At 46.8% G+C, this 11,842-nt stretch carries 11 protein-coding genes; 9 read left to right on the top strand and 2 right to left on the bottom strand.

Annotated features, from left to right (window positions below; translation table 11 throughout):
* Window positions 1-4: 4 nt before the first annotated feature.
* The 5 genes from ABD880_RS10990 (at window position 5) to ABD880_RS10970 (ending at window position 6,477) form a co-directional block, all read left to right on the top strand.
* The gene (locus ABD880_RS10990) at window positions 5-574 is read left to right on the top strand and encodes a DUF1599 domain-containing protein (protein WP_345165795.1); all 570 of its coding nucleotides are present in this window, start codon (window positions 5-7) and stop codon (window positions 572-574) included.
* Window positions 552-1,664, top strand: a complete 1,113-nt coding sequence (locus ABD880_RS10985; RefSeq protein WP_345165792.1) for a BT_3928 family protein — start codon at window positions 552-554, stop codon at window positions 1,662-1,664. Before ABD880_RS10990 ends, ABD880_RS10985 begins: the two co-directional genes overlap by 23 nt.
* A gap of 75 nt (window positions 1,665-1,739) precedes the next feature.
* Complete coding sequence (locus ABD880_RS10980; protein ID WP_345165789.1) at window positions 1,740-2,282, top strand: shikimate kinase; 543 nt, start codon at window positions 1,740-1,742, stop codon at window positions 2,280-2,282.
* A gap of 77 nt (window positions 2,283-2,359) precedes the next feature.
* Window positions 2,360-2,968 (top strand): sterol desaturase family protein, encoded by a 609-nt coding sequence (locus ABD880_RS10975; RefSeq protein ID WP_345165787.1) that lies wholly within the window; start codon window positions 2,360-2,362, stop codon window positions 2,966-2,968.
* Window positions 2,969-3,951: 983 nt separating this feature from the next.
* Window positions 3,952-6,477 (top strand): YDG domain-containing protein, encoded by a 2,526-nt coding sequence (locus tag ABD880_RS10970; RefSeq protein WP_345165785.1) that lies wholly within the window; start codon window positions 3,952-3,954, stop codon window positions 6,475-6,477.
* 101 nt (window positions 6,478-6,578) lie between these two features.
* Here ABD880_RS10970 and ABD880_RS10965 read toward each other — a convergent pair whose 3' ends face one another.
* Window positions 6,579-6,749, bottom strand: coding sequence for a hypothetical protein (locus tag ABD880_RS10965; protein ID WP_197464121.1), 171 nt, complete (start codon window positions 6,747-6,749; stop codon window positions 6,579-6,581).
* 290 nt (window positions 6,750-7,039) lie between these two features.
* Between ABD880_RS10965 and ABD880_RS10960 the strand changes: the two genes are divergently transcribed.
* The gene (locus ABD880_RS10960) at window positions 7,040-7,432 is read left to right on the top strand and encodes a hypothetical protein (protein ID WP_345165782.1); all 393 of its coding nucleotides are present in this window, start codon (window positions 7,040-7,042) and stop codon (window positions 7,430-7,432) included.
* Here ABD880_RS10960 and chrA read toward each other — a convergent pair.
* On the bottom strand, window positions 7,412-8,791 hold the full coding sequence (chrA, locus tag ABD880_RS10955; protein ID WP_345165779.1) for a chromate efflux transporter: 1,380 nt from the start codon (window positions 8,789-8,791) through the stop codon (window positions 7,412-7,414). The two genes, ABD880_RS10960 and chrA, sit on opposite strands and share 21 nt — an antisense overlap.
* 216 nt (window positions 8,792-9,007) lie before the next feature.
* Between chrA and ABD880_RS10950 the strand changes: the two genes are divergently transcribed.
* The 3 genes from ABD880_RS10950 to ABD880_RS10940 all read left to right on the top strand — a co-directional run bounded on the left by ABD880_RS10950 (window position 9,008) and on the right by ABD880_RS10940 (window position 11,810).
* Window positions 9,008-9,391 carry a hypothetical protein gene (locus ABD880_RS10950; RefSeq protein WP_345165776.1) on the top strand — a complete coding sequence of 128 codons (384 nt, stop codon included), beginning with the start codon at window positions 9,008-9,010 and terminating at the stop codon, window positions 9,389-9,391.
* 147 nt (window positions 9,392-9,538) lie between these two features.
* A complete protein-coding gene (locus ABD880_RS10945; RefSeq protein WP_345165773.1) occupies window positions 9,539-9,949 on the top strand; it encodes a hypothetical protein in 411 nt (136 codons plus the stop codon).
* 175 nt (window positions 9,950-10,124) lie between these two features.
* Entirely contained in the window at window positions 10,125-11,810 is a 1,686-nt protein-coding gene (locus ABD880_RS10940) for a DUF4832 domain-containing protein (RefSeq protein ID WP_345165771.1), read from the top strand.
* Window positions 11,811-11,842: the final 32 nt, after the last annotated feature.

Here is an 11,842-nt window from a genome sequence, read left to right as displayed (position 1 = left end):
AAACTTGATTCACCAAACGGCCCAGGAATACCAGCGTGTAGTAGAGGCGTGTCAGCGCCTGTTCCTTCAGAAAACCCAGGATTACGGAACGGCCTGGCGCATTTTGCGTCTGCCCTCCATCACCGACCAGATTTTTATCAAGGCCCAGCGCATACGGTCCATCCAGGAGAAGGGCACCCAGAAGATACAGGATGACATCACCTCTGAGTTTGTAGCCATTGTCAACTACTGCGTCATCGCGCTTATTCAAGAGCAGCTAATGGCCGCCGGCGAAGAGGAGCAGGCTCTACCCGTTGACCGCGTGCGCGAGCTTTACGAAGACGAAATACGCAAGACGCACAACCTGCAGCAAGACAAGAACCATGATTACGGCGAGGCCTGGCGCAGCATGCGCGTAGAGTCCATGACCGACTTGATCTTGATGAAAATATACCGCACCAAGCAGATTGAGGACAATGACGGACAGACCCTTGTGTCTGAAGGCGTAGAAGCCAACTACCGTGACATGCTCAACTATGCGGTCTTCTGTCTCATTAAACTAGGATACCCCCATGGTACTGCGTCTGCTCAATAGATTTGCCTGGCTGGTAGTTGGGGCGCTGTTCATTTTTTCGGGCCTCATCAAGCTCAATGACCCCGTAGGCACGGCCATTAAGCTGGAAGAATACTTCGAGGTTTTCTCTAAGGACTTCTCTAGCGTCTTTCTGGTATTTGTGCCCTACGCACTCTATTTCTCCATTTTCCTGAGCTCATTGGAAGTGATTCTGGGCGTGGCTTTGTTGGTGCGCTGGCGTGTAAAACTGGTGCTCTGGATTCTGCTGGCCTTGACCGTCTTCTTTACGTTCCTTACTTTTTACTCGGCGTACTTTAACAAGGTAACGGACTGCGGCTGTTTTGGTGATGCCATCAAGCTTACGCCATGGGAGTCGTTTAGCAAGGACGTCATTCTGTTGGTATTGCTGTTGATTCTTCTGGCTACCCAACGGTTTTTGCCTTCCTCTAACAGAAACGGCCAAAAAACGGCAGGTGTGGTGGTGTTACTAGCCACATTGCTTTCGGTGGGCATGGGTGTGTACGCATACCAGCATGAGCCGTACCTGGACTTTAGGGCATATAAGGTGGGTGCTAACATTCCGGCCTTGATGAAGCCGTCGGCGCCATTGCGCTATGAGTACATCATGGAAAAGGCCGGGAAAGAACAGCGCTTCACCGAGTATCCTACAGACCCAAGCTACAAGTTCAAGAAGATGGTGCCGCTTAACCCAGAGGACGGTCCCAAAATCACTGACTTCAACGTCTGGAACGACCAAGGCGATTTCACCAAGGAGCTGTTCATTGGCAACCGTCTGTTATTAGTGGTGCATGAGGTCAAGAAGACAGATGCCGAGAGCTTTAAAGACATCAACGCGTTGCTGTCTGGTTTGGAGAAAAATCAATCCCAGAAGGTAGTGCCGGTGGTCTTGACGTCTAGCAGTAGCCAGGAATTTGACGTGTTCAGGCATGAGGTGAACTTAGCGGTGCCTTATTTCTTTGCAGATGCCACCGTCCTTAAAACCATCATCAGGTCCAACCCCGGGTTGTTATTGATGAAGAACGGGGTAGTGGTGGGCAAGTGGCATTACAATGACGTGCCCACGGTAGAACAAGTACAGTCACTCTTATAAGTAGGCGTCGTTTTTGGCCTGTTTTCTTTAAAACAGGCCAAAAACGACCTTGTATCAATCTCATCAGCATTACTTATGCGCAGTGGCTTAAAAGTCTTCTTGGTGGGCATGCCCGGCAGTGGGAAGTCTACAGTGGGCAAAAGGCTAGCCCAGAAGCTGGGTTTTCATTTCTTGGATTTAGATGCTCTTATCATAGAGCGTGAAGGACAGTCCATTGCTCAGCTGTTTGAAAGCCGCGGCCAGGCGTATTTTAGAGAGGCAGAAGCGTCTGCCTTAAGAAGCGTGGGAGGCCTGCCCCATAGTTTAGTGCTGGCGACGGGAGGCGGGGCGCCGTGCTTTTTAGACAATATGACGTATATGCAAGAACAAGGGCTTACCATCTATCTACAGGTGACTCCCCAAGAACTTGTAAAAAGATTGACAGCCGAAGAACTGAGCCTCAGGCCTTTGCTCAAAAACAAATCTGAAATAGAGCTGTTGGCCTATTTGACTGAAACTTTAGCGCACCGTGAACAGTTTTATAGCCGAGCCAAACTGACGATTAATACAGGAGGAATCACTTTAAAAGCCGCTACCCAGGCGCTGGAAACGCAAGTGCTGGCCATTCTAGCTTCATAGAAGAACCCGGGTGTCTCATATTTTTAGCTATTTTTGTCTGTATAATTTGACAGAATCGTTTCATTAACCCTTTACCCATGAAACCGAATCATAAAGGATCTGCTACCATTTTCAAGAATCCTACGCTTGAGCGTTTAACGCACACGCACATTGCCATTCCTATCACCATCTTTCTGGTGATAGCCACCGGTCTGCTTATCTACGGCTTCCAGTACGGGTTTATAGATGTATTGTCGGCGGTAGGGTTGTTTCTGGCTGGTTGGTTGATGTTTTCTCTGGTAGAGTACATGGCGCACCGGTTTATCTTCCATATGGAGACGGACACCGACCTGAAAAGGAACATCCAGTACACGTTCCATGGCAATCACCATGACTTCCCTAAGGACAAGACGCGTCTGGCCATGCCTCCCATTGTGAGCTTGTTTATTGCCTCTTTCTTTTTCTTCGTGTTTAAGTTAATCTTCGGGACGTTGGTGTTTGGCTTAGTGGCGGGCTTCTTGTTTGGTTATGCCCTGTACCTGTTTGTGCACTACGCAGTGCATGCCTACGCTCCACCCAAGAACTTCTTGAAGACCCTCTGGATTCATCACAGCATTCACCACTATAAAGACTCAGAAAAGGCCTATGGTGTCTCTTCGCCGCTGTGGGACTATATCTTGGGCACCATGCCTGAGCGTAAGAAGTAAGTTGCTGGATAGACAGCTCTATTTTATAACAGGTAAGGCTCCTCTAAAGGGAGCCTTACCTGTTATGTTTCCTTCCTTGTAAGCACTCCTCAATCGCATTTCTTGTGACCCCTATCTAGCAGGCATTAGTTAATCTGTTCTTGGGCTATCAATCTTCTCCGGTAAATAATTTTCAAAGGGCCAGTAAACTCTCCATTTGATGACTTTCTGTCACCTTATGCATTGTCCCTTTTTCTGCTCTTACTCAATTACTTAGGCTTCAGCTGTGTGTTAAAATTTAGCATTCTTTGAATCATACCATCAAGGACTGAGTGTTTAGGAGTTAAGAGAGGTTAACCTGCTGTTAATCAATTAAATATGAATAATTTTATTGGTAAGATGCAATCATAATTGGGTATTCCTGAAGGATTCTTTTGGCTTATGTGTCTATAGACACTTGTAGCGAATTTATCTGCGCAATTATCTGATAAACTTTGTGTTAGTTCTATGTCTGTTTTTGTAAAAAATGATGTAGCTACTTTAAGTTTTGTCCTGAAAATACAGAATTAGGTGCAAATTTTTTCCAAAATACGTGGTACAAATAGGATGAATTCAATAAATGGGTATAATTAATTATGTGATAAATTTAATAGATTCAAAAAAAGTTGTGTACTTAATAAAGAACTTTTTGTTTTATTTAAGATAAATAATCCAATCTAACTTATTTTGATAGAACTGGTTTAAGGAGGTGATTTTAAGCTATTTAAATATGTAGAAAGCATATTTAGAAATATTCCATTAATCTTTTATGCTTAATTTATAATATATTAAATAAATTTAATACTGTTTGAAAAGATTGGGTTGTTGATAATTCAAATCTTTAAATGATACAATTAAATTATAGGATGAATTGATAAAAATGATTGTGGAAATTGCATCGGAAGTACAAAAAGTCCCTCGCTATGTACTAAACCTTTTTGAATTGACACATTTAGATCATTTTTATGCAACATTTTTACTCGTCAAAATCATTAGTTGAATCAAAGCAGGGAATACGTTTCAGAAGTGAATCAACTTCTACCAAACTTTCAATGCTTATCCTGTTCATGGCACTCTTTTTTGGGTTGGCCATGAAGGCGGAGGCACAAGTTACAGTGACTCCTGCAACTGGTGGTACTGGCTTATCAGTTGATAGAGCAGCTAATTCAACAAATCCAGTAGGAGGGGTTTTTACCTCTATAACAAATATTGTGCTTCAAGAGCCTCAAGCTGCTTATTTTACTCCCTCCACGTTCACTAAATTGGTCATAGATGCTCCAGCTAATTGGACGTTTAATCCAGGTGTGGGAACTCCAACAGTTATCCCAACTAATGGTCAAGATGGTGATATTTATGTTACTACTTTTAGTATTACTTCGTCTACTATCACTGTTAACTTTGCTTATAATAGTCAAGGTAACAACAATGCTGTAAATAAAATTGACAGGATTTTCATCTCCGGCTTGCAAGTAAAGGCTACTTCTGGTGCTATAATTCCCAGCACAGGTAATATTACTTCAAGTTTAACAGGTACTACATCTTTGGGAACACTTTCACAAGGAGTAGGAGTAGTAGCTAGGTTAGCATTTTCCACTCAGCCAATCACTTCTACTTATGGTTCTCCAATAGTTGGATTCCCTACTGTTCAAACACAAGACCAATATGGTAACCCTTCAACTATAGGTTTAGGCTCTACACTAAGCGTAGCTTTAACTACAACGACAGGTACTGGTACGCTATCAAACAATGCTTTAAACATTGGGACTTCAGGCGGAAATGGCACAGCCACATTTAATAACCTTTTGTCTTCCACTTCAGGAAGTAAAGTCATCACTGCCTCGGCTACAGGTTTTACTTCGGCGGCCAGTTCATCTTTCATAATCAACCCCAAGCCTTTAACTATAACTGGAATATCTGGAGTTACTAAAGTGTATGATGGTCTAACTCCTTGTGTTTTGTCTGGAACAGCTTCATTGGTAGGAGTCATTAATAATGATGCTGTAACTCTTAGTGGCGTGGGAACAGGTTCATTTTTAGATGCAAACGCAGGTTCAACTAAGGCTGTTGCCGTAACTGGGTATACTATAACGGGTGGTAGCTCAAGCAACTACACATTGACGCAACCAACTCTTTCGGCTAGCATCACACAGAGACCTTTAACTATTTCAGGTATTGTGGCCACCTCTAAAGAATACGATAGTTTTACCGCATGCGCATTGTCTGGTGCAACTTTGCAGAATACGATTTCTGGTGATGCGATCAGTTTGGTAGCTACTGGTGTTACAGCCAATTTTGATAACAAAAACATAGGAACTGGAAAGCTGGTAACTCTATCTGGTACATATGCTTTAGACGGAGCCGCAGCAGGCAATTATTCCCTTGCGCAACCGGTGCCTTCACTTTCTGCTAACATCACACCAAGGACACTGTCTCTTGAAAATGTAACTACTACAAATAGAATATATGATGGAACTGCTGTATGCCCACTTGTTATCAATAACGCTAGTATTTTTGGGATTGTAGGTTCAGAAGACGTAAGATTGATTGCTAACAACGTAGCTGGTACATTCCTTAATAAAAATGTGGCTGATGATAAAGAAGTGACGATCAGTGGTTATTCTATTGGAGGGAATGACGCAGGAAACTACCTCTTTAGAACTCCAACTCTCTTGGCTAATGTTTCAAAAAGAAATCTTACGGTAGACGTTCTAAGTGAAAATAAGACAGATTCTAAAGGGAACCCTATCGTAAGTCTTATCGCTGTTGATTTATTATCTGGTGATACAGTGAATCTAAACTATGATAGCGCAAGATATGCAACTGATCCTGCTACAAACTACAAGTCCATCACTGTTAGTGGAATTGCTATAAGCGGTAAAGACGCTGGTAACTATAGTCTAGCGACAAACCAAGCCATGGGTATAAACCCACTTCCGGTTACGCTAGTATCATTCACTGGCAAATACAGCAAAGCAACGGGCGTGACGCTTAACTGGTCAACGGCGTCTGAGAAAGACAATGACTACTTCCAGGTAGAGAGAAGCTTGGATGGTAAGACGTTCACCACCGTAGGCAAAGTGAAGGGCAACGGAAACAGTAACATGCTGCTTAAATACCAGTTTGTAGACGGACAGGCTTTGAACGGAACGGTGTACTATCGTTTAAGACAAGTAGACTTTGACGGCAAGTTTGAGTACTCTAAAGTGATTGCGGTGAATGGTCAAGGCGGTGCGTTGGCAGCGGGTGCCATGAAAGCATACCCTAACCCAACCTTCACAGGCAAAGTGACGCTAGAAGTAGGCAGAGGCCAAGGTGGTACGGCAAAGATTTCGGTGGTGAATGGCGCAGGCCAGGTGCTTTCATCAGAAGAAGTGATGCTGGTAGAAGGTCAGCGGTATGAAGTAGACCTAACCCAGCAGAAGGCCGGCATGTACTACTTGCAAGTAGAGAACGGCACTGGCCGCAGCATTAACAGAATAGTGAAGCAATAACACTAGTACTTATATGAAACAGAAGAAGGCCACCCGCAAAGGTGGCCTTCTTCTGTTTTTAGGCTGTTTTCCAGAAAACAGCTCAAAAACAAGCGTAGAGGTTATCTTCTTAATTTCCGGAAAAGCCAGCCAATCAAGAGTACAATTAAGACAATGATGATAACGGCGGTCCACATGCCGGCCTCAAAGATGTCGCCAATTACTTCGCAGCTAGAGAGGGTGAGTGACATTACCAGGAGTAATGAGAATAAATATGCCTTTAGAGTTTTCATAGTTGTTGTGTTTGGTCTGGGTGTATAGTCACTGTCCATCAGAAACTATTGTAGTATTTGAATACTCTATTTTTGGGCAAAAGGTTGAAAATGGTCTGTCTGGCTTTGTCTTTCGCGTGAGAATAAACACGCAAGCGCAGCAGAAGGGCAACCCGTTTTTGGCTTGTTTTCCAGAAAGTAGGCTAAAAACGGCTGTGTCTTTTCAAGGAAAGAATGTACCTTGATACAGAAACAGACGGCTGCGCCCCTGTGGCTGCCAGCCCTGCTCTGCTAACCAAGCCCGCATACCTATGTCTACCAAAGTAATCATGACGGCAAGTGCCTTGAGCATGGCAATTATAGGCGTGGCCTTCTCTTTTCTGCCCCTGGAGTTTTTAGCGTATCTGGGCAAAACCGTAGATCCAGAAATGGGCCTCATGCTACAAATGGCGGGGGCGTTGTACATTGGTTTTGCCATGCTGAACTGGATGGCCAAGGGCGTTTTGATGGGCGGTATCTATGCCCGCGCCGTGGTCATTGGCAACCTTACGCATTTTCTGGTAGGCGGACTGGCCCTGTTCAAGGCCCAGTTGCACGGCAATGGCACGGTAGAAGGCTGGGTGCTTACCGCAGGGTACCTAATATTTGCCGGCCTATTTGCGTGGGTCATGGTGACGCATCCCTTAAAAGCTACTAGTCACTAACAGGCTGTTGGCCTGGTTGCCACTGGTCAGAAGGAAGTAGACGAGACCTGCCGCCGCGCTTATGGCAATCCATGGCATCATGCCTATTTTAAGCCGGTACATGGCCACAAATGAGATGACCGTCCAGGCAAAGGCAAAGTAATCCAGACTGTTGAGCAAAAGCTCTCTCGGGAACCAGACCGCCTTGCCAAAATACACGGTCAAGTTTAGGATTACGCCTACCACGGCCGCAGTCACTACGCCCAGAATGGCTTTTACGTGGGCATTGTCTCTGGTTCGCTCAATCAAAGGTGCCCCCGCCAGAATAAACAGAAAGCACGGCAGAAACGTGTAAAAGGTGGTGGTCACTAATCCCAGCGCGCCCATGGCCAAAGAGCCGCCATATTGATGAAAACCTGCCATGAATCCCACAAAGGCCAGCACCATGATCAAGGGGCCGGGGGTAGTCTCTCCTAAGGCCAGGCCGTCTATCATCTCATATTTAGAAAGCCACTCCAACTGCTCCACGGTTACCTGCGCCACGTATGGCAACACCGCATAGGCACCACCAAACGTCACCAGGGCCGCCTTACTAAAGAAGAAGATGAGGGTCTGCCAGAACTCAAATTTAGAGGTGAGCAGATAAAACAGCCCCAAGGGGGCCAGCCAAAGTGCCAGGGTCACCAGAAAACGCACCACCGGTGTTGTAAAGCCAGCCTCTGCCGTGTGCACCTGGCTGTGGGCGTTGAGGTAGTATCCCTGCTCATTGGCTATTTTTTCTTCATGGGTGGATTGGTCCTGCAAAAGAGCAGGGTGCACTTTCATGAGGACAAAGGCCACTAAGATGGTGCTCAAAATGATGAGCGGAAATGGCACCTGAAAGAAGAAGATGCAGATAAAGCTGAGGGCCGCCACCAGATAATGGAACCAGCTCTTGAGCGACTTGCTCCCCACTTTGAACAAAGCCACCAGCACAATGGCTACCACGGCCGGCTTCAGGCCGTAGAACAGCGCCGCCACCCACGGAATGGTACCATACGTGACATAAACAGAGGCCAGCGCCAGCAATATAAACACCGAAGGCAGCACAAACAGAATACCCGCCGTCAAGGCGCCTTTGACGCCATGCAGAAGCCAACCCAGGTAGGCGGCTAGTTGCTGGGCCTCGGGGCCGGGCAGGAGCATGCAATAGTTGAGCGCGTGCAGAAACCTGGACTCAGACACCCACCGCCGTTGCTCCACCACATACTGGTGCATGATCCCAATCTGACCCGCCGGACCACCAAAACTGATGAACCCCAGCTTAAGCCAGAATAGAAACGCCTCTTTAAAGGTAGGCTTTGCCGGCGGAAGCATCTGTTTTGAGTTCTGGTTTTCCATGGGGGCACATTATAATTAATTAGAGCGAAGTACGGAAGGGTACCTAACATAACAAGTATAAAACGTCAAGGGTAATGCAAGCTAACTCATAATATACTTGGAGGCGCTCTGAGTAAGTAGAACTCCCGTGCCTGCCAGATAATATTCATGACTTGAATGAAGGGATCCAAGGCTTTTTCTTATTTTCAAGAATCCAACTCTATTTCTCTGCCTCCTATGAAAAAACTAGTCCTGTTATTCTCCCTCTTAGTATGTCTGACATCTACCATAAAAGCCCAGACACCCACTCCCCAAAGAACCGAAGAATATTGTCAAATCACCAAGACCGGCAAAAACACCATACGCATAGACTACGGTCAGGAGTTGTTGTACGGAGCCGAAAGCTATATTAAAGACGACAAGGGCAAACCCATGAAGTTTAACTCTGTCATAGACGCATTGAACTACCTAAACTCCAAAGGCTGGGAGCTGGTGAGTTCTTTTGTGGGCGTACCACACAGCACCAGCCCTGGCTACAGTGAGGGCTCTATCACTACGTCTAGTAGCAGTGAATTCCATTACGTGATGCGGCGCAAATTAAACCCATCCACTCAACCATAAATAGTCTGTAGAAAGCCCAATTCTAGCGCCTATCTTTGTGACGGTAACCCATTGTAGAAGAGACCAAACTTTCTTGACTGTTTCTCTGTTCTGGGTCCAAACCTGCGCCAACCGTTCACGGAGCGTCCAAAAGAAATTTACCTTAGCATGAAAAAAATAACGCAGTTATTAGTAGTGACCCTTGCCGTGATGGGCATGGCGTGTTCAGCAGACAAGAAAAATGGAAGCGGCAAGGACGGGTTTACCCCGCAGCCCATCAATTTCTCCTCAGCGCCGGCCGCTGGAGACTCTAGCAACGCACAGGCCGGCCTCAACCCACCGCACGGACAGATGGGCCATAGATGCGACATTGAAGTGGGTGCGCCTTTGAACTCGGCCCCTAAAGCGGCTTTGCCTGCCACGCCGGCCGTGACCTCAACGCCTACCCCGGTGCCTGTGTCACCGCAACCCGTACAAGTGTCTCCTCAGCCAGTGGCTACGGCGCCGGGCATGAACCCGCCGCACGGCCAGCCCGGTCACAGCTGTGCCGTGGCCGTAGGCGCTCCGTTGCCAAAATAATCTTTAAGCCAGCTTTTGTGCTTTCCATGCAAGAGGCGTTTTTGGCCTGGTTTCATGAAACCAGGCCAAAAACGCCTCTTTATTTTTTTACATACCTGCATTGATTTATGAAGTATTTCTAACCTATAGGCATCTTCTGTAGTAAGGCAGTTCTATGAGTTTGAGACAACAGGGCATGCAGAAGAAACATTGGTTTGCGCAAAAATGGGTAGTAGGTATCCCTCTGTTGCTGGCCATCCTTTGCTTTTTCTGGTATTGGCAATTGCGCGATCCTGCCAAAAGCTTCCTGTCAAATCACACTACCGTAAGTCAGGACGAAGGCGGCAGGCTTCTGGCGTTTCAGGGGATAGGTCCAGAAGATAGCCTGGGCCGTGAAGTCATTCCCAATCCAGAAAGGGGACTCAGGCTGGAGTTTGCCATGGACCTGCAAGACCTAAGCCCAGCCTTCAATGATGATGGTAAGATATCTTATAAGCAGAACTTTAGGGAGACGTTGCGGCAACACGCGCAGACCTACGGTTACAAAAAGGACCAGCTTCAGCTGGCGCAGCTTTTCTTCTACTTAGACTCTGCCTTGTTGGATAAACCCATTCCAGACGGTCAATTGCAAAATTTGGCGCATATTTTAGATGAGGTAGAAGCCGCCAACTATAAAGCCATCATCCGGTATGCTTACCAGAAACAAGCAACTCCCACTAGTGACTGTTCGCCTAGAAACTCCATCAGCGCCATGGCTCCTAAGGTGCAAGTGCGGCATATAGAACAGCACCTCGCGCAACTGGCCCCAATCCTGAAGGCGAAATACGCAGTCATTCAGGCGGTGCAGGCGGGTTTTGTGGGCGGCTGGGGAGAATGGCACAATGACTTTTATGGTCATCCGTGCTCGGTAGACTCAGTGAAGATGATTCTGCAGGCGGTGCTAGACGCGGTGCCGCCGCAGCGGAAGGTCATGGTGCGGGAACCCTCCTTGAAAAGGGTGGGTGCCTTGTTAGACAATCAGCGCTTAGGCTACCACAATGACTACTTCGTGCTGGACAACGGCAAGCACAAATCCTCTGACTACAGCAAAGCCAGGCGCGGCTTCACCAGAAAATCTAACAGGTACTTTGAGCGGAAAGACTTTAAGCAAGTGCAGCAAGAGGGCTATCTGGTAGGCGTAGACGGTGAGATGCCTTATGACGGCACCGGCGATGAATGGAACCTAGTGCAGGTGCTCCCAGAAAGCTACCAGTTTGCCACCCGCTTACGCGAACACGGCTATACCAGCTTTAGCATCGTGCACAATTACAACACCAACATCAACGCCTGGAAAAACAAGACCATCACTGCGGCAGACCTGCGCATGACCAAAGCACCTGTCACAGAGGGTTATTTTCTGGACGCATCTGGCAAAGAAGTGCCTAGGTCTTTGTATGAATACATCAGAGATCACCTGGGCTATCGCATGCAGTTAGAAAAAGCTTCTTTGCCCGCCATGTGGCGTACAAGCACTGCCCATCAAGTGAGCTTCACCATCAAGAATTTCGGGTTTGCCACACCTATTAACCCGCGGGGTGTGTATGTGGTGTTGATAGACGCTGCTGGCAAGGTGCAAGGGTTTAAAACCAGAGCCGAACTACGGGACTGGCATCCAGTGACCAGCAAACGCAAAGCCGGGCACACGGTCTCTACAGAAATTACCTTACCGAAAGACATTGCTCCAGGCGCCTATAAAATAGGATTGTGGCTACCGGATGGGGCAGAATCTTTGAAGTACAACCCAGCGTATGCCATCAGGTTAGCCAACAAGGGAGTGGAGTGGTGGACAGATCCTACAGGGAAATACCTGGTCAATGTCTTCTCTGAAGTGCAGGTGCAATAGCGCTTGACCTGAACAAGAAAGCCCTTCGTTTT

It is taken from the genome of Nibribacter koreensis (assembly GCF_039541795.1).
In the GTDB taxonomy this organism is placed as follows: domain Bacteria; phylum Bacteroidota; class Bacteroidia; order Cytophagales; family Hymenobacteraceae; genus Nibribacter; species Nibribacter koreensis.
Note: the sequence above shows the minus strand (reverse complement) of the source record. Positions and strands in the feature narration are given on the sequence as shown.

What these genes read in the sequence shown, in the direction of transcription:
- ABD880_RS10975 (WP_345165787.1), top strand. Translation starts at nt 2,360, where the DNA reads ATGAAACCGAATCATAAAGGATCTGCTACCATTTTCAAGAATCCTACG.
- ABD880_RS10945 (WP_345165773.1), top strand. Translation starts at nt 9,539, where the DNA reads ATGAAAAAAATAACGCAGTTATTAGTAGTGACCCTTGCCGTGATGGGC.
- ABD880_RS10950 (WP_345165776.1), top strand. Translation starts at nt 9,008, where the DNA reads ATGAAAAAACTAGTCCTGTTATTCTCCCTCTTAGTATGTCTGACATCT.
- ABD880_RS10960 (WP_345165782.1), top strand. Translation starts at nt 7,040, where the DNA reads ATGTCTACCAAAGTAATCATGACGGCAAGTGCCTTGAGCATGGCAATT.
- chrA (WP_345165779.1), bottom strand. Translation starts at nt 8,791, where the DNA reads ATGGAAAACCAGAACTCAAAACAGATGCTTCCGCCGGCAAAGCCTACC.
- ABD880_RS10965 (WP_197464121.1), bottom strand. Translation starts at nt 6,749, where the DNA reads ATGAAAACTCTAAAGGCATATTTATTCTCATTACTCCTGGTAATGTCA.
- ABD880_RS10985 (WP_345165792.1), top strand. Translation starts at nt 552, where the DNA reads ATGGTACTGCGTCTGCTCAATAGATTTGCCTGGCTGGTAGTTGGGGCG.
- ABD880_RS10970 (WP_345165785.1), top strand. Translation starts at nt 3,952, where the DNA reads ATGCAACATTTTTACTCGTCAAAATCATTAGTTGAATCAAAGCAGGGA.
- ABD880_RS10980 (WP_345165789.1), top strand. Translation starts at nt 1,740, where the DNA reads ATGCGCAGTGGCTTAAAAGTCTTCTTGGTGGGCATGCCCGGCAGTGGG.
- ABD880_RS10940 (WP_345165771.1), top strand. Translation starts at nt 10,125, where the DNA reads ATGCAGAAGAAACATTGGTTTGCGCAAAAATGGGTAGTAGGTATCCCT.